The sequence below is a fragment of the Collinsella sp. AF25-2LB genome (assembly GCF_003458415.1).
GTDB lineage: Bacteria > Actinomycetota > Coriobacteriia > Coriobacteriales > Coriobacteriaceae > Collinsella.
The window spans coordinates 73,777-91,396 of record NZ_QRUF01000004.1; the positions used below are offsets into that span (position 1 = coordinate 73,777).

Below are 17,620 nucleotides of genomic sequence, written 5' to 3' on the forward strand. Positions count from 1 at the left end.
GATCGCACATGAGCGATTATGCAGACCAAACGGTCGCCGTGCTGGCGGTCCAAGGCGCTTTTGCCGAGCACGAGGCAAGACTATCCGAGCTGGGCGCACACTATATTGAGCTGAGGCAGGCGGCCGATTTGCGGCAGAACTTTGATCGCCTGGTCCTCCCTGGCGGCGAGTCCACCGTTCAGGGCAAGCTGCTTGACGAACTGGGGATGCTCGAGGAGCTTCGTGCCCGTATCGCTGAAGGCACGCCGGTCCTGGGCACCTGCGCCGGCCTGATTCTACTGGCTCACGACCTTGCCGCCCACGATGACAAGGGAACACCGCGCCTGGCAACCATGGATGTGCTCGTTGAGCGTAATGCCTATGGCAGACAGCTCGGCAGCTTTCGCACCAAGGGGTGGGTAGGAGGTATCGAAGGTGAAGTGCCGTTAACGTTTATCCGTGCACCCCGCATCGTCAAGGTGCACGGCAATGCCAAGGCCTTGGCCGAAGTCGATGGCCGTATCGTCGCCGCCCGTCAAGACAAACAGCTCGGTGTCACCTTCCACCCCGAGCTCGACGACGACACGCGCCTCCACGAGTTCTTCCTCCAAATGTAGGCAGAAAACAAACGAGCGTTGATTTTCGGACGCATAGCGATAGACGACCACATTTGCCCAGATAAAGCCGACCAAAATAAACCTGTCCCTTTTTGGCAGGTTTGGACTATGGGAACGCCGATGTTTTTGTACCGACAGCGAGCGCCGCCCAGGGCGAACAAGTTGGCATGAAAAAGGCGAGGCATAGACCTTCTGGTCATGCCTCGCCTTTTGAATGACAAATTGTCGCCCTGGGCGGCGCGCAGCGTCAACTAGTTACGCGGTTTGGTAAAATCGCGTAACTAATTAGAAACGGTTGCCGCGGAAGCCGCCGCCATTGCGGCCGCCACGATCGCCACCGCGACCGCCGCGGTCGTTACCACGGTTGCCGCTAAAGCCACCACGGTTGCCGCCGCGGTCGCCATAGCCACCACGGTTGCCGCCAAAGCCGCCTCGACCGCCGCGGTCGCCGCCACGGTCACCAAAGCCGCCGCGGCCGCCGCGATCGCCACCGCGACCGCCACGGTCGCCGCCACGGCCACCGCGATCACCAAAGCCGCCGCGACCGCCGCGGTCGCCGCCACGGCCACCGCGATCGTCACGGCCGCCGCGAGGACCGCGGTCCTCGTCCAGGCCCATGGCGACGAGCGGAGCGATAACCTTATCGAGAGCGGCCATCAGCTCGGTGGCCTCCTCGTAAGAAAGCTCGGGCAGGAGCTTCTCCTTCTTGTTGGCAAGCTCGACCAGACCCTCAGCGGCATCCTCGGCAGCGAAGACGACGATCTTGCGCATATCGCCCTCGGCGTCGTCGATGCGGCCGACCAGATCGGCAGCCTCGGCCTCGGCCATCAGACCATCGAGCTCACGAAGGCGCATGCCCAGCAGGTCGGACATTTCCTTCTGCTCCATCTTGGGCTTGAGGTCAAGGAGCTTGATGGCGCGCTCGATGTTCGCCATGCGCTCGGCCTTGGCCTCCTCCTCCTTGGAAATAGCAAAGCGACGGCTACGCAGCAGGCGGGCGGCCTTCTGCATCTTGTCCATCAGCTCTTCGTCATCGTAATCAGCGGCGGCCTCGACAACCTCGGCCTCCTCCTCGGCGGAAACCTCGTCAGCAGCCTCAACCTCGGCAGCTTCGGTCTCCACGGTCTCGACTGCCTCGACCTCGGCAGCCATGGTCTCGTTCTCGGTCTCGTTCATGATCTCTTCGTTCTCTGACATGAGACTCCTTCTTGGCCCTCTCGGGCATCATCGCCCCATTCGCGGGGCCCGTCGCGCACTCTTTGCGCTTTAAACATTCATGCCTCTCGGCAAAACGTCCATTAGTTTATGGTGTCGCCATCCAATCTAGCTGCAGAATCTATGTGCACACATTAATGCGACATGTGCGACTCGCGACGAGCGTACACCAGCGACGTCACGAACCCGACCACGGCAATTACAGCCGCCACACGCACGGCAGCTGCAAATCCAATCGCCTGGTCAACGTCGATCGCAGCGCCAGCGACGCTGGCAGCCGCCGCAGAACTCGAGAGCAGACCGATAAACAGCGACGGGCCAAACGATGCGGCAATCATGTTCCACGTGTTAAGCAATGCCGTTCCGTGAGGATGCTCAGCGGCAGGCAGCGTCTCCAAGCCGGCCGTTTGCGAGGGACTCAGCACCAAACCGACTCCGGCATACACCACAACGGTCAGCGCCACGACGACGCCGATGTTCATGCTTGCCGCCGTCATCGAGATGGCAGTCTGTCCCACGGCAATCAGGGCAAAGCCGACCGGCAGCAGCGGCCATGCGCCACGGGCGTCCATCACGCGTCCGCCCACAATCGAGGTCACGGCGTTGCAGGCAATCGCCGGCAAAATGAGCAAGCCCGCAACAAGGGCGGTCATGCCGTATGCGCCCTCAAAATAGAGCGGCAACAAAACGCTCATCGAGAACGTCGTCATCATCGACACCACCACAAGCAGGCACGCAGGCCAAAAGCGAACGCTCGCCATGGGACGCACGTTAAGCACCGGATGTTCGAGCTTGAGCTGACGGGCCGCAAACAGGCCGAGCAGCACAATGGCGGCGAAAAGTGCCACGATACCGGCAATCAGATTGGTCGAGAACTCGCCTACGGAATACACAAATGCCGTAATGCCGGCCGCGAGCAAAACAACCGACAGAATATCAAGCGTGGTATTCGAGCGCTCTCCGACATTCTGGACATGCTTTACGCCCGCCGCAGCGACCACAATGCCGCCCACCAGCGGCACTACGAACACCGCCCTCCAGCCAAACAACGTGCACATAAGACCACTGATCACGGGTCCAAACGCCGGCCCCAACGTAATGCAGGCACCGCCCAAGCTCAGATACAGGCCGAGCTTCTCGCGCGGAGCGCAAGACAGCACCACGTTCATCATGAGCGGGAACAAGATGCCCGATCCCGCAGCCTGCAAAATACGACTTGACAGCAAAACGCCAAACGACGGAGCGACCAGGCACAGAACTTCGCCGGCGACCATGCATCCGCATGCGAAAAACAGCAGCTTGCGCGTCGAGAAACGGCCGGACAGGAAGGCCATGATGGCCGTAAAGATCGACGTCACGATCATGTAGCCCGAAACGAGCCACTGCGCCGTGGTGGCACTCACCGAAAAGGCCGCCATAATGTCGTGCAACGCCACGTTAATGATGTTCTCGTTAAACGCGGCAACAAAGGCTGCAATATACATTACGACGAGAATTGCCGCAGTGGCCGATGGCGGTGCTTGAACTTGTTGCTGAGATTTGCTCCCCATGCATTTCCTTCCTCTTGGAACGACAGTCGCATCGCCCCAGAGGAACAGTCCAGGGCGAAAATGAGCCCTAGACTTACGCCAGACGCCGTACACGACGAGTCTGGCAACATGGTCCAACATCGAAAGATTGTAACGCGGACGCACAGCTTTCCTTCCGCGCTATTATTAAAAGTCCACGAAAGCATGAGACATGAGGAGCCCGCCATGATTAAGCCCATCATGAAATCCGAGTTCTTTTTGCGCCTGTCTTCCGAAGACGCGGGACCCGACGATGCCGCGACCGGGCAGGACCTCCTGGATACGCTCCACGAACATGAGCATGAGTGCGTGGGGCTCGCCGCCAACATGATCGGCGTACGCAAACGCATCATCTGCGTAAAGGACGGCAATAGGGCGCTGCTGATGTACAACCCTCAAATTCTTGAGCAGGTCAATGCCTATCAGACGAGCGAAGGATGCCTCTCGCTGATCGGCGAGCGTCCCTGCACCCGCTATCGCCGCATTAAGGTTGAGTATTTGGACGAGAACTTCGTCCACCGCATCAAAAACTTCTCGGGCTACACCGCCGAGATCATCCAGCACGAAATCGACCACTGCAACGGAATCGTTATTTAGTTCCGCCGATTCAAGAAAGCCCCCCGCAGCCAAGCAACTGCAGGGAGCTTTTCATAGTGCGGAGCTTCTATCCCACTAGTTCTGACGGTAGTGATCGAAGAAGTCGGCGAGGTCTTCGAGGGACTCCTTGAGCACTTCCATGCGCGGCAGGTACACGATACGGAAGTGGTCGGGCTCAGCCCAGTTAAAGCCGCCGCCGCGCGTGATGAGAATCTTCTTCTCGTGCAGCAGGTCAAGGGCGAACTGCTCGTCATCGGTAATGTTGAACTTCTTCACATCCATCTTGGGGAAGATGTAGAACGCCGCACGCGGCTTAACCACCGAGATGCCGTCAATCTTGTTGAGCGCCTCATACACAAAGTTGCGCTGCTCGTAGACACGGCCGCCGGGGCGGATGTAGTCGTTGACGGACTGATGGCCACCGAGCGCCGTCTGAACGATCGACTGAGCCGGCACGTTGGAGCACAGGCGCATGTTGGAGAGCATGTTAATGCCCATGATGAAGTCGCTCATGCAGCGCTGGTTGCCCGAAAGCACCATCCAGCCAATACGATAGCCCGCGATCATGTGCGACTTGGAAAGGCCGCTAAAGGTGACGCAGGGCAGATCAGGAGCGAGCGAGGCAATCGAGACGTGCTCGTAGCCGTCCATGCACAGGCGGTCGTAGATCTCATCGGCAAAGATCATCAGCTGATGCCTGCGTGCAACCTCGACGATGCCCTCGAGCACCTCGCGCGGGTAGACCGAGCCCGTGGGGTTGTTGGGGTTGATGATAACGAGGGCTTTGGTCGCGCTCGTGATCTTGGACTCCATATCCTCCAGGTCGGGATACCAATCCGCCTGCTCATCGCACAGATAGTGCACAGGATGACCGCCGGCAAGGGTTGCGCACGCCGTCCAGAGCGGATAGTCGGGGCTGGGGATCAGAATCTCGTCGCCATTGTCGAGCAGCGCGTTCATCGAAAGCTGAATGAGCTCGGACACGCCGTTGCCCGTGTAGATATGCTCCATCTGAACGTTGGGCAGGCCCTTGATCTGCGAATACTGCATGATCGCCTTGCGCGCGGAGAACAGGCCACGCGAGTTGGAATAGCCTTCGCAGTCGGGCAGCTGCTGGCGCATGTCCTTGATGACCTCATCGGGCGTGCGGAAACCGAAGGGCGCCGGGTTGCCGATATTGAGCTTGAGGATGCGCTCGCCCTCGTCCTCCATACGGGCGGCCTCGTCGACGACGGGACCGCGCACGTCATACAGGACGTTATCGAGCTTGGTGGATTTAGAAAAAGTACGCATGGTGGTGCTCCTTGCAATTTGAGCTGAGGGATGGGGTTCGGGCTTGGAATCGTTGCGGGGTGATGATGCCTCGCCTTGATCGGCGTCGCCGGCAAGCAGCCAGGTAACATCGACCTCCAAAATACGGGCGAGCAGCTCAGCCACATCGCGCCGCGGAATCGTCTTGCCGCTCACATATTGGCTCATCTGACTCTTGCCGAGTTTTTTGCCGAGCATCTCCGATGCGCGGATCACGTCCGACTGGCGAACGTCGCGATCGGACATAGCCTGTCGCAGACGATCGCTAAACGTCTCTTGGGCCACTAGAACCTCCTTGCTGGCAAAGTTCAATTTATACAACACGAATTGAACCTGAGTTCAATTTAGGCAGCAGTATAGCGCCGTGCTATTTCGAAAAGTTCAATTTCAAAAATAAAATGAGCAAGACCTCGAGATTTATCCAAAGGCGATAACGACGTGCACGCATTTAGAGGTATTCGAGGAAACGAGCGGCGGCAAGCGAAACATCGGCCGTTCGATATATGGCGTTGATCTGCCGATGGGGATGCCCTTCGAGCGGACGCACAGCAACATCGAACTGGCAGCGACGCAAGATGAGCGCGGGAAGAATGCTCACGCCCAGGCCATCCTCGACCATAGCCATAATCGCATAGTCATCCCAAGTCGACAGTTTTGAGCGCACCGCCAGCCCCGCCCGACGGAATAGCGGCGTAATCTCATCATCGGTACCCCGTTCCAGCAGAATAAACTGCTCTCTTGCCAAATCGGTAAGAGAGACGAACTCCGCCGTGGCAAGCAACGAATCTGTCGGCACCACCGCCATCAGCTCATCACACACTAAAGACCGTGATGCCATGCCGTTTTCTCGGGGCTCACGCGGGATAAAGCCCAGGTCGCAGCGCCCCTCCGCCACCCATTGTTCAATCTCTGAGTAATCGCCCATCAGCAACTCATAATCGACGTCCGGGTGATCGGCGCGAAAACGCGCTATGACCGGTGGCAGCACGTGGGTCGCCACACTCGAAAACGTACCAATGCAGATCTTGCCGCGCATGAGCCCACGCATCTCGTCCACGTGTCGCTGCAGGCGGCCAAACTCCTCGCAGAGCGCCTCAACCGCCGGCATGATCTGCCGCCCATCGGCAGAAAGCACCACACCCTCGCGGCTGCGGTCGAGCACCTTAAAACCCCAATCGGTCTCAAGGTCGCCCACCATGCGGCTCACGCCCGACTGCGAATAGCTCAGCCGCTCGGCGGCGCGCGTAAAACTGCCGGCCCGCACGGTCTCGAGCAGCACCTGCATCTTTTGAATATTCGTTTCCACGGCACCCCTCCACCTTTACATGAGTTTTTGTCATGTTATCCATGCATTATATTCGCTTTTCTTCTAAAGCCAGTTCACCCATAGTGAACATGTTCGGATATAGAGGGGATGTCAGCACATGAACAACGGATTGTTTACGTACTTAGCAGCATTGCTATTGTTTGGCTCCAACGGCATCATCGCCGCTGCCATCGCGCTGCCGAGCTCCGATATCGTACTGTTGCGCACGTTTTTGGGCGCTCTCACCCTTGCCGCCATCCTCTTCATAACCAAGCGCCATAACCTGCAGGCTCCGTCTCGCCCCCGCGAGGCCGCAGCGCTCATCGTCTCGGGCGCCGCGCTGGGCGCCAGCTGGATTTTCCTGTTCCGCGCCTATCAGACGATCGGCGTTGGTATCTCCTCGCTGTTGTATTACTGTGGCCCCATCATCGTTATGGCCCTCTCCCCGCTCATTTTTGGCGAAAAGCTGACCGGCGGCAAAATCGCCGGCTTTGTCGCCGTCGCCTGCGGTGCTTTTCTCATTGCAGCGCAAGGTCTAGGCGGCAATATGCCCATTGCGGGCATCGTCTGTGGAATCGCCTCGGCCTTCTGCTATGCATTGATGGTCATCGCCAGCAAGGGTGCGCCGCACATCGAGGGCCTCGAGAACTCCGCACTCCAAGTGAGCGCCGCCTTTGTGACCGCACTGGCCCTCACGCTCATCACGCAGGGCGCTCCCTCGTTCCTGTCCGCCGGCGTCGCCGCCAGCATTGATTGGCGCGCCGTCGCTATGCTCGGCGTCGTCAACACCGGCATTGGTTGCCTGCTCTACTTTAGCGCCGTCGCCAAGCTGCCCGTCCAGACCGTCGCCGTCGTCGGCTACCTCGAGCCGCTTTCGGCGGTCGTGTTCTCGGCCGCCCTTTTGGGTGAAGCCATAACACCGGTCCGCCTGATGGGCGCCGCGCTTATCATCGGCGGCGCGATTTTTTGCGAACTCGCCGGCAAACGCGCAAACGCCAAGGCTGGCATCGCCCAGACAGCACGTGCTTAAAAGCCCCTGCTTTGAAATGCTACCGGCGTAGATAAATAATCCCCAGCTGAGGATTATTGTCTAAAATAACCCGATGTGCCAAACTGCTCTTGTATGTATAAAGACGGCATAAAGTTTTTTGTCCTAGACAGATAACCGGATGTCTAAGGGAGTCCACGTGGCACACAACAAACTGGAGGCAAACCTCCAAGGCCAGCATGGGCAGGGCGGGCACGGAGCCATTCCCCTCTCCGCTGGCATGCTGCTCGTAACGCTCGGCGTCGTCTATGGCGACATCGGCACGAGCCCCATGTACACCATGAAATCAATCGTCGCCAACAACGGCGGCATCGGTACCGTCAGCGAGGACATGATCCTGGGCGCGCTTTCGCTCGTCATCTGGACCATGACGCTCGTGACCACGGTCAAGTACGTGGTAATCGCCATGAAGGCCGACAACCACAACGAAGGCGGCATCTTCGCCCTGTTCAGCCTCGTACGCAAGGTGGCACCATGGCTGATTCTGCCCGCCATGATCGGCGGCGCGGCGCTGCTCGCCGACGGCATCCTCACCCCCGCCGTCACGGTCACCACAGCCATCGAGGGTCTACGCACCATCAAATGGGGCCATGCGCTGCTGGGCGACGGCCAGACCAACGTCATCATCATCACCATCATCATTATCTGCGGCCTATTTGCCATGCAGCGCGCCGGCACCTCGTCAATCGGCAAGCTCTTCGGCCCGCTCATGACGCTGTGGTTCCTGTTCCTGGCAGGCGCCGGTCTGTTCAACATGCTCGGCAACCTGTCCATCTTGCGCGCGCTCAACCCCATCCGCGGCATTATGTTCCTGTTCTCGCCCATCAACCATTCGGGCATTATGGTGCTCGGCTTTGTCTTCCTGTCGACAACCGGTGCCGAGGCACTCTACTCGGACATGGGCCACGTGGGCAAGGCAAACATCTATGCATCCTGGCCATTTGTTAAGGCGGCCCTTATCCTCAACTATCTGGGTCAGGGAGCTTGGCTGCTCGCCAATAACTCCAACCCCCAGATGCTCGCGATGGATATCGTCAACCCGTTCTATATGATGCTCCCCGAGCCCCTACGCCCGTTTGCCATCGTGCTTTCGGCCGTGGCGGCCATCATCGCCTCACAGGCGCTCATCACCGGCTCGTTCTCGCTGGTATCCGAGGCAACGCGCCTCAACCTTATGCCGCACCTGCGCATCCACTACCCCAGCGACACCAAGGGCCAGCTCTATATTCCGCTCGTCAATAACATCATGTGGGTCGGCTGCATCTTCATCGTGCTGCTGTTCCAAAACTCCGAGCGCATGGAGAGTGCCTACGGCCTCGCCATTACCGTGACCATGCTTATGACCACCACGCTTTTGACGAGCTATATCGCCGGCATTCTCAAGCACAAGCTGGGCGCCTGCGTCTTCGCCCTGCTCTTCGGCGCCATTGAGCTGTGCTTTTTCGCCTCGTGCCTCACCATGTTCTTTGACGGCGGCTATGTGATGATCTTCTTGGCCGCACTGCTGTTTGGCCTTATGTATGTGTGGCGTCGCGGCACCGCCATCGAGCGCACGCAGACGATTCTGCTGCCCGTCTCCAAGTACATCGACCAGCTCAATCGCCTGCGCAATGACGAGACCTATCCCGTGCTCGCCGACAATCTGGTATTTCTCACCAACAGCCCCGACCCGCTCACACTCGACCGCGACGTGCTCTATTCCATCCTGGACAAGCACCCCAAGCGCGCCAAGGCATATTGGTTCATCAACGTGCACGTTACCGACGAACCCTATACGCACGAGTATTCCGTCGAGACCTTTGGCACGGACTTTTTGTTCCGCGTGCGCCTGGACCTGGGCTTTAAGGTCAACCAGCGCGTCAACGCCTATCTGCGTCAGATCGTCGGCGACTTGATGGCATCGGGCGAGCTGCCGCCGCAACATCACACCTACTCCATCTACGAGACGCGCGGCAACGTAGGTGACTTCCGCTTTTGCATGCTGCGCAAGATGCTTGCCCCCGAAACGGACATCAACCGCAATGACCACCGCGTGATGGCCATCAAGTACGCCGTCCGCCGCGCCTGCGGAAGCCCGGCACGCTGGTACGGTCTCGAGAACTCGGCCATCATCATTGAGTACGTACCGCTCTTTGCCCGCATGCGCCCGGCCGTCAAACTTGTGCGCACCCAGGTGCCGCTCGAGGTTCAGATCGAAGAGGCCGAGGAAATGGAGGTCGACATCTTCTCGGACGACTTGGTCAACGGCAACGAGGCCGGCAAGAGCATGAACGTCGATCCCACCGAGCTGCTCGAGAGCGTCGCCGATACGCCCGAACAGCAACTCGACGGACTCGAGAGCACCCAGTTCAACGACGCCAACTTCTAACACGCCACCAGCCATTGACGACAACGGCCTCGCATCTCATAGGAGGTGCGAGGCCGTTTTATGTCGCAACGGACCAGTGAGCTACGAACGACGCGGCCCGGGAACCACGAGCCTATCGGGGTTCGCGCCCTCGGCATCCATCAGGCTCACGTAGCGAATCGACGGATCCCCATACATCGCGTAGTAATAATTGCCCGTGCGCGCGCTAAAGCATCCGGTATAGATAGTCTTCTCGAACTTGCCATCGCCCATCCTGGACGCTCCCTCGATCATCGCCACGCCCTCGAGCGAGCGGAACATGCGAACGACGTTTTCGGTCTCGCTCTCCTTTTGCGGGTAATTGGCATTGAGGTACGCCGCCTTTACAAAACGGCTCGGCGAATAGCAATCGCCCGGAATGCCGCGCATGCCGGCACCGGCTCCATAGGGCTTAAGCTCGGCGCCACGCCATGTCGCCGTCTGCGGAAAATCGCTTGTGGCGGTGATATAGGTGCGCAGGTTTTCCATGTGCCACGGGAAGGTCGGCTGGTTGGCAAGGGTGTCGACCGGATCGTCGTATACATGCAGGCCGTCAGCCATCATCTCGACCACGATGCTGCGCTGGCTGTCGCCGATAATCCAATGGAGCAGCGACACGCCCAGCCCCTCTCCGGCAGATTTGGCGACAATCACCGTGTCGCGCAGCGCGGCCTCGACCTCATCGACCGTCGAGAACGTCGCTGCCACCCACAGGGGAAACTCATAGGCCGCGATATTGGTCTTTCCATCAACCGGGCCCTCGGCATACTCGGCATAGCCGGGAAAGTTGAGCCCCGCCACAGCCAGACCCGCATCGTTACCACAGTCGAAAAACATGGGATAGTTCTTGTAATCGATGCACATGCCGATTACCGCGTGTGCCGCCGACGCATCGTCGATAAACGAATACGGGATGTGAAACCCGCGCGGCATCACGCGAACCTGTTGGCCGTAGTCAAAGCTCCAGTCGAGGTTGCGGCCTAGATACATGTGGCCAGAATTATCGGTAAATCGAATGCTCGTACACATAGCGCCTCCTAGCTTTACGTTCTTGCTAAGCTCATTGTCACCAAACAAAAAGGCGCTAAACACAAAAGCCCGGACATGACAACAATGTCACGCCCGGACCAAAAGAGACGAAGTGCGGTGCTTTGGTCCCCTTAGACCAACTTTCCAAGACAGTGGTCAATCATGTGCTGGATCATCTGTGCCTCAAAGCCCGCGTAGTCGCGGCGGCACTCCTTCATCTTGCCGTCGACGATCTGATCAAAGGCGACCTTGCACTTGATATAGCGCGTGGACTTGGTGACCTCCTCGTGCGTCAGGCAGCTCTCCTCCATCTTGCTGGCGCCCAGGCCAAACACCAGACGGGGGTTGTAGAGCACGTGGGGCTCGCCGGCATCGTCCAGGTAGACGCAAACCTTCTTGGTAACGCCAATCTGGTTAGCGGCCAAGCAGCCGGCATCGTCGAGCGACTTGATGGTATCGATCAGGTCCTGAGCAACCGACTCGTCCTCGACGGTCGCAACCTCGCAACGCTGGGACAGAATAGCCTCGTCGTGGCAAAGCTCTTTAATCATACGTTCCTCCATAGGGGTCGTTGTAACCGCTTAAGTATACGGTACCCACACATTTTCATGCGAAAAATACCGTCCGTCTGCTACAAAGCGCCGAACATCAACATGCGAGGAACAACAGCGTCGTAAAGGGGCTATAGTGGGTGAGTTCGTGTCAATCGGCCTAAACTCGGGGCCGAGCAAGGAAAGGGTATGCATGGACGAACTATTTCACGTCAGCGAGCGCAAGTCCACAATCGGGACCGAACTGCGCGCTGGACTGACAACATTCCTGGCGATGGCCTACATCATCGCCGTCAACCCCGCAGTGCTCTCGGGCGCTGGCATCGATGCGGGAGCGCTCGCCTGCGCCACCTGCCTGGGCGCCGGCATCATGACCATCTGCATGGGCATCTTCGCCAACCGCCCGCTCGCCTGCGCGTCGGGCTTAGGCGTCAACGCGATGATCGCTGGAATCACCACCACCGTCTGCGGCGGTGACTGGCACGTGGCCATGAGCGTCATCTTCCTCGAGGGTATCGTCATCTTGCTGCTCGTGCTTTGTGGCCTGCGCGAGGCCATCATGGACGCCATCCCGGTTGTCCTGCGTCACGCCATCTCGGTGGGTCTGGGCCTGTTCATCGCCATGATTGGCCTGTGCGATGCCGGCATTATCACCGCTGGCGCCGGTACACTCGTCGGTCTGGGCGACATCACCTCCCCCACCTTCATCGTCGGCATCATCTCCATCCTGGTGACAGTCGCCCTCGCCTGCCGCAACGTCCCCGGCTCGCTGCTCATCGGCATCGTCGTCGCCGTCATCGCCGGTATCCCCCTAGGTGTGACCCATGCTCCGACCGGTATCATCGCCCCGCTCGACTTCTCGAGCATCGGTGGCCCCATCGCCGACGCCGGCGGCGTGCCCGCCATCGTCAAGGTCCTTACCGACCCCACGCTCCTCGTCATCTCGTTCTCGCTGCTCATGAGTGACTTCTTCGACACCATGGGCACCGCGATGGCCGTAGCCAAGCAGGGCGAGTTCCTCACCGACGACGGCAACGTCGAGAATATCAAGGAGATCCTGATCGTCGACTCCGCCGCCGCTGCTGTGGGCGGTTTCATGGGCGTCTCCTCCATCACCACCTTCGTCGAGTCCACTTCCGGCGCCGCCGACGGTGGCCGCACGGGCCTCACCTCCGTCACCACCGGCGTGCTGTTCATTCTCGCCGCGTTCTTCTCCCCCATCGTCACCATCGTTTCCAGCGCCGCCACCTGCGGTGCTCTGGTCTACGTCGGCTACCTCATGATGAGCGAAGCCTCCGAGATCGACTGGTCCGACGTGTCGCAGGGTTTCCCGGCGTTCATGATCGTCGCCGGCGTGCCCTTCACCTACTCCATCTCTGCCGGCATTGGCCTGGGCTTTATCGCCTACGTGATCGTCGCGCTCTTTAAGGGCGAGGCCTCCAAGATCAAGCCGCTCATGTGGATCGCAGCCCTTGCCTTCCTCGTCTACTTCTTCGTGGCGTAACGGCATAGTCTGCTAAAGCAGAACATCAAGGCGCGGAGTCGCATCGAGCGGCTCCGCGCCTTTCTTTTAGCGTCTGCCCCCGCGCCAGCGTGCGACAATTGAGGCTGTCAATATCACAACACCGAGAGAAGCCTGCCTTGGAAGCGCATCATAAGCAGATAACCGTTTATTCAGAGTGTGTGGAAGGCGCGCCCGTCATCTACCTTCCCGTGGTTATGGGCGACGGTAGTGAAGTCTACGAGCGCTGCCGAGAGCTCGACTGCCCGCCCTTCACCCTTGCCGCCATTGGAGGACTCGATTGGAATCGCGAGCTGAGCCCCTGGGAATGCGACGGAACTATACGAGATGCCGAGCCCTTTGGCGGACAGGCGTCTGAGTTTCTCGATGAGCTGCTGAATCAGATAATCCCAGAGGCCGAATCATCACTTCCCTGCCCGCCCACCTGGCGCGGCATTGCCGGCTACTCGTTGGCGGGTCTTTTTTCACTGTGGGCACTTTGGCAAACAGATGTCTTTGAGCGCGCGGCAAGTGCATCGGGGTCGCTGTGGTTCCCCGGCTTTATCGACTACGCGCGCGAGCGCACGATGACAGCCACGCCCGACGCCGCCTATCTGTCGCTCGGTAAAAAGGAAACCAAGACGCCCAACCGCATGATGCGGCACGTACTCGACGATACGCGTGCGATGGAAGAGCTGTTTATCGAGCGTGACATTCCAACAACGCTGGAGCTCAACCCCGGCAATCACTTTGCCCAAACTGACCTGCGCATGGCGCGCGGCATCCACTGGATACTGACGCATTAAAAATGGCGTCCACGCGTACATACGCATGGACGCCATTTTTAATTTGGCTGAACGCAGCTACTATTCAGCAGTCTCCTCAAGCTCGGAAGTATCAAACTCAAAGTCATTACCGGGCAGGATGGCGTTGAGCACAATGCCCACCAGCGAGCCCACGGCAAGGCCCGAAAGCGAAATCGTCACGCCGCCCAGCTCCAGCACGATGGCACCGGCGGTACTGTAGGCAATGCCGAGCGAAAGCACGAGCACCAGAGCCGCCACCAGCACGTTGCGGTTGTTCTGGAAATCAACCTGATTCTCGATGAGGTTACGCACGCCAACGGCGCTGATCATGCCGTAGAGCACGAGTGACACACCGCCGATAACGCACGCCGGCATGGCGGCAATCACCGCAGCAAACTTGGGGCAGAACGAAAGCACAATGGCGCAGCAGGCGGCAATGCGAATCACACGCGGGTCGAACACACGCGTCAAGGCAAGCACGCCGGTGTTCTCGCCATACGTCGTATTGGCGGGGGCGCCAAAGAGCGATGCCAAGATGGTCGCCAGGCCATCGCCGAGCAGGGTACGGTGCAGACCGGGATCGGCAATGTAATTGCGTTCGCAGGTAGAGCCAATGGCGGAGATATCGCCGATATGCTCGATCATAGTTGCAAAGGCCAGCGGCATGATGGTGATGATGGCCGTCGTGGCAAGACCGCTATCGAACTGCGGGCCAAAGAGCGCAAACACGGTGTTGTCCCACACGATGGGCAGACCGACCCACGGAGCGGCGGCAACGCCCGAAAAATCGACCTCACCCAACGCGGCCGCAACGGTATAGCTCACCACGACGCCCAGCAGGATCGGCACGATCTTGACCATGCCGCGGCCCCAAATATTGCAGATGACGATGACGGCCGCAGCGACAACGGCAACAAGCCAATTGGTCTGGCAGTTGGCAATGGCAGAGCTCGCTAGGATCAGGCCGATGGAAATGACGATGGGACCGGTCACCACCGGCGGAAAGAAGCGCATGACACGCTTGGCGCCAAAGGCACGGAACAGGGCCGCGAGCACCGGATAGAGCAGACCGGCGCAGGCAACGCCCAGGCAGGCGTAGGGCAAAAGCTCGGCCTCGCCGTTGGGCGCAATGGCGGCATAACCCGCGATAAAGGCAAACGACGAGCCCAGGAACGCAGGCACCTTACCGCGCGATAGAAAATGAAACAGCAGCGTGCCGATGCCGGCGAACAGAAGCGTCGCCGAAACGGAAAGGCCGGTGAGCACGGGCACGAGCACCGTTGCTCCGAACATCGCAAACATGTGTTGCAAACCCAACACGAACATGCGCGGGCGGCCGAGCGACGATGCGTCGTAGATGGCATCGGTGACGGCGGGCGTCGAGGATTGGGACATGGAAGTCCTTTCATGATGGAAGGGCGATCAGGCATATCGGATAACCTGCCCGAACGATACGATCCGAACCATTGTACGTGATACACCATGTCTCGCGCGCGCCGTCACCTGCAAGCGGTAACGTTACTTCCAAACGCGCTCAGCAATGCGCTTGACCAGCGCGATCTTTGCCCACTGTTCGTCCTCGGTCAGCTTGTTGCCAATCTCGCAGCTGGCAAAGCCGCACTGGGGCGACAGGTACAGGTTCTCGAGCGGCACATACTTTGCGGCCTCTTGGATACGTTCGACGATAACGTCCTCGTCCTCAAGCTCAGCCGCCTTGGTGGTCACCAGGCCCAGCACGACCTTCTTGCCGGGAGCAACGTACTTAAGCGGCTCAAAGCCACCGGCGCGTGGCGTATCGAACTCAAGGTAGAACGCGTCGACGTTCTCATGTGCGAACAGGTACGGCGCAATGGGATCGTAACCACCCTCGAAGGCATACGTGGAGTGATAGTTGCCGCGGCACACATGCGTGTTGATAACCAGATCGTCGGGCTTGCCCGCGATGGCAGCATTGTTGAGCGCCACGCCCAGCTCGCTCACCTTTTGCAGGTCAACCGGGCTCATGCCAGTCTTGGACACAAAGTCCGTATCGCAATAGATGCCCCAGGTGCAGTCATCAAATTGGATGTTGCGGCAGCCCGCGGCATACAGGTCGGCGATCACCGTGCGATAAGCGGCTGCAATGGCGTCGGCAAGTTCCTCATCGGTCTTGTAGACGGCGCGCAGACTCTCCTGCTGTCCATCGCAGCGGTCGAGCGTAACCTCCGAGAACGTCTGGATCGGCGCCGGAATGGTTTGACGCGCGACCTGGCCCTCCCCCTCAAGCGCCTTGACAAACTTAAAATGCTCGACGAACGGGTGGTTCTCGCCGCTAATGGGACCGGTAACCACGGCGGTGTCGGCCGTCGTCTCCTCGTCATGGAACATATAACCCGTGCGTGAGGTGCGGCGCTCAATGCCGTTAAGGCCCCACATAAAATCGAGGTGCCAGTAACTGCGGCGGAACTCGCCATCGGTGATCACCTGCAGGCCGGCGGCCTTCTGCTTGGCCACTAAGTCGCGGATGGCCTCGTCCTCGACGGCCTTAAGGCCGGAAGCGTCGAGTTTACCCGCGACATAGGCGGCACGGGCATCCTTTACAGCCTGCGGACGAAGAAAACTGCCGACGATATCGGCACGAAACGGCGCGTTCGGTTGAATCGAAGTGCTCATAGATATCTCCCTTTGCATTGGTTGCTTTACTGGGACAGAGTATGAGCGCTCATATGGTCATCGTAAAATATACGTTTATAACAGTTTGATATAGATGCTTCCTATATCAGTCTGGACTGTCATAAAGAGACTTGAACCGTGCGGAGCACAGCAGCCTAGATATGCTGACGAATCGCGTCGATATAGGCCCGACCGTAGCGCGTGAGCGTCGTGTTCTTGCGCGTGATGATGCCAATCTCCATGTACTCGTCCACGTCGAGCGGAATCGAGATAATGCCGGGGCCGTTGAGCTCGTGGCTGATCACGCCCGAGCATACCGTGTAGCCGTTGAGGCCCATGGCCAAATTGAACAACGTCGCACGGTCGCGCACGCGGATATTTTTGCGACGCTCGAACGTCGAGGTCAGCTCCTCGGAATAGTAAAACGAGTTGTAGCTGCCCTGCTCGTAGGACAGGAACGGGTAGTCTTCCAGATCCTCGAGCGTCACGCTGGAGCGGCCCGCCAGCGGATGGTCGGCGCAGACGAAGACATGCGGCGTGGCGCAGAAGAGCCCTTCGAACACGAGCTCGTTGGCGGCAAGCATGCGCTCGATGACCTCGCGATTGTGCTCCGACAGATACAGGATGCCGAGTTCGCTTTTCATATGCGCGACATCCTCGATAATTTCGTGGGTCTGCTCCTCGCGCAGGGTAAAGTCGTAGCGCGCGGCATCGAACTCGCGGATCACATCGACAAACGCATTAACGGCAAAGGAATAATGCTGGCAGCTCACACTAAAGTGCGGCACCTGCTCGGACGTGCCTTTGTACTTGCCCTCGAGCAGGTCGGCCTGGTCGAGCACCTGGCGCGCGTAGCCCAAGAAGGTCTCGCCTTCCTCGGACACAATGACGCCCTTGTTGGTGCGCTCAAAGATATGCACACCCATCTCGTTTTCGAGATCGCGAATCGACGCGGTAATCGAGGGCTGCGACACAAAGAGCCGGCGCGAGGCCTCGGTGATGCTACCGCATTCGGCAACCTTAACAACATATCTGAGCTGCTGGAGCTTCATAG

15 protein-coding genes are annotated in these 17,620 nt (G+C 59.1%); 6 read left to right on the forward strand and 9 right to left on the reverse strand.

All coding sequences use genetic code 11. The annotated features are described in order from the left end of the window. Positions 1-8: 8 nt before the first annotated feature. Positions 9-596, forward strand: coding sequence for a pyridoxal 5'-phosphate synthase glutaminase subunit PdxT (pdxT, locus tag DWY51_RS03090; protein ID WP_117769826.1), 588 nt, complete (start codon positions 9-11; stop codon positions 594-596). A gap of 285 nt (positions 597-881) precedes the next feature. On the opposite strand, the gene DWY51_RS03095 is transcribed toward pdxT, so the two are convergent. Both DWY51_RS03095 and DWY51_RS03100 read right to left on the reverse strand, forming a co-directional pair. Beyond that, positions 882-1,793, reverse strand: a complete 912-nt coding sequence (locus tag DWY51_RS03095; RefSeq protein ID WP_117769827.1) for a hypothetical protein — start codon at positions 1,791-1,793, stop codon at positions 882-884. A 152-nt stretch (positions 1,794-1,945) separates the two neighbouring features. Continuing rightward, on the reverse strand, positions 1,946-3,361 hold the full coding sequence (locus DWY51_RS03100) for an MFS transporter (RefSeq protein ID WP_117769828.1): 1,416 nt from the start codon (positions 3,359-3,361) through the stop codon (positions 1,946-1,948). A 204-nt stretch (positions 3,362-3,565) separates the two neighbouring features. Here DWY51_RS03100 and DWY51_RS03105 point away from each other — a divergent pair, with 204 nt between their 5' ends. After that, a complete protein-coding gene (locus DWY51_RS03105) occupies positions 3,566-3,976 on the forward strand; it encodes a peptide deformylase (protein WP_117769829.1) in 411 nt (136 codons plus the stop codon). A gap of 75 nt (positions 3,977-4,051) precedes the next feature. Here DWY51_RS03105 and DWY51_RS03110 read toward each other — a convergent pair whose 3' ends face one another. Next, positions 4,052-5,533, reverse strand: a complete 1,482-nt coding sequence (locus DWY51_RS03110; RefSeq protein WP_117769874.1) for an aminotransferase class I/II-fold pyridoxal phosphate-dependent enzyme — start codon at positions 5,531-5,533, stop codon at positions 4,052-4,054. Positions 5,534-5,735: 202 nt separating this feature from the next. Next, a complete protein-coding gene (locus tag DWY51_RS03115; protein WP_117757314.1) occupies positions 5,736-6,593 on the reverse strand; it encodes a LysR family transcriptional regulator in 858 nt (285 codons plus the stop codon). A 118-nt stretch (positions 6,594-6,711) separates the two neighbouring features. On the opposite strand from DWY51_RS03115, the gene DWY51_RS03120 reads away from it, so the two are divergent. Continuing rightward, positions 6,712-7,623, forward strand: a complete 912-nt coding sequence (locus tag DWY51_RS03120) for a DMT family transporter (RefSeq protein WP_117757313.1) — start codon at positions 6,712-6,714, stop codon at positions 7,621-7,623. A gap of 139 nt (positions 7,624-7,762) precedes the next feature. Beyond that, a complete protein-coding gene (locus DWY51_RS03125) occupies positions 7,763-10,009 on the forward strand; it encodes a KUP/HAK/KT family potassium transporter (RefSeq protein WP_117769830.1) in 2,247 nt (748 codons plus the stop codon). An 81-nt stretch (positions 10,010-10,090) separates the two neighbouring features. Here DWY51_RS03125 and bsh read toward each other — a convergent pair whose 3' ends face one another. Together bsh and DWY51_RS03135 are read right to left on the reverse strand one after the other, a co-directional pair. Further along, a complete protein-coding gene (bsh, locus tag DWY51_RS03130) occupies positions 10,091-11,056 on the reverse strand; it encodes a choloylglycine hydrolase (protein ID WP_117769831.1) in 966 nt (321 codons plus the stop codon). A 131-nt stretch (positions 11,057-11,187) separates the two neighbouring features. After that, the gene (locus DWY51_RS03135; RefSeq protein WP_035137017.1) at positions 11,188-11,607 is read right to left on the reverse strand and encodes a peptide deformylase; all 420 of its coding nucleotides are present in this window, start codon (positions 11,605-11,607) and stop codon (positions 11,188-11,190) included. 193 nt (positions 11,608-11,800) lie between these two features. On the opposite strand from DWY51_RS03135, the gene DWY51_RS03140 reads away from it, so the two are divergent. Next, positions 11,801-13,111 (forward strand): NCS2 family permease, encoded by a 1,311-nt coding sequence (locus tag DWY51_RS03140; protein WP_117769832.1) that lies wholly within the window; start codon positions 11,801-11,803, stop codon positions 13,109-13,111. 137 nt (positions 13,112-13,248) lie between these two features. Next, the gene (locus DWY51_RS03145; protein ID WP_147332623.1) at positions 13,249-13,914 is read left to right on the forward strand and encodes an alpha/beta hydrolase; all 666 of its coding nucleotides are present in this window, start codon (positions 13,249-13,251) and stop codon (positions 13,912-13,914) included. A gap of 60 nt (positions 13,915-13,974) precedes the next feature. On the opposite strand, the gene DWY51_RS03150 is transcribed toward DWY51_RS03145, so the two are convergent. From DWY51_RS03150 to DWY51_RS03160, 3 genes are all read right to left on the reverse strand, one after another. After that, the gene (locus tag DWY51_RS03150) at positions 13,975-15,309 is read right to left on the reverse strand and encodes a uracil-xanthine permease family protein (RefSeq protein ID WP_117769834.1); all 1,335 of its coding nucleotides are present in this window, start codon (positions 15,307-15,309) and stop codon (positions 13,975-13,977) included. Between the two features lie 123 nt (positions 15,310-15,432). Then, positions 15,433-16,566 (reverse strand): 5-methyltetrahydropteroyltriglutamate--homocysteine S-methyltransferase, encoded by a 1,134-nt coding sequence (locus tag DWY51_RS03155; RefSeq protein WP_233504606.1) that lies wholly within the window; start codon positions 16,564-16,566, stop codon positions 15,433-15,435. Between the two features lie 155 nt (positions 16,567-16,721). Further along, a complete protein-coding gene (locus DWY51_RS03160) occupies positions 16,722-17,618 on the reverse strand; it encodes a LysR family transcriptional regulator (RefSeq protein WP_117769836.1) in 897 nt (298 codons plus the stop codon). Positions 17,619-17,620 lie beyond the last annotated feature (2 nt).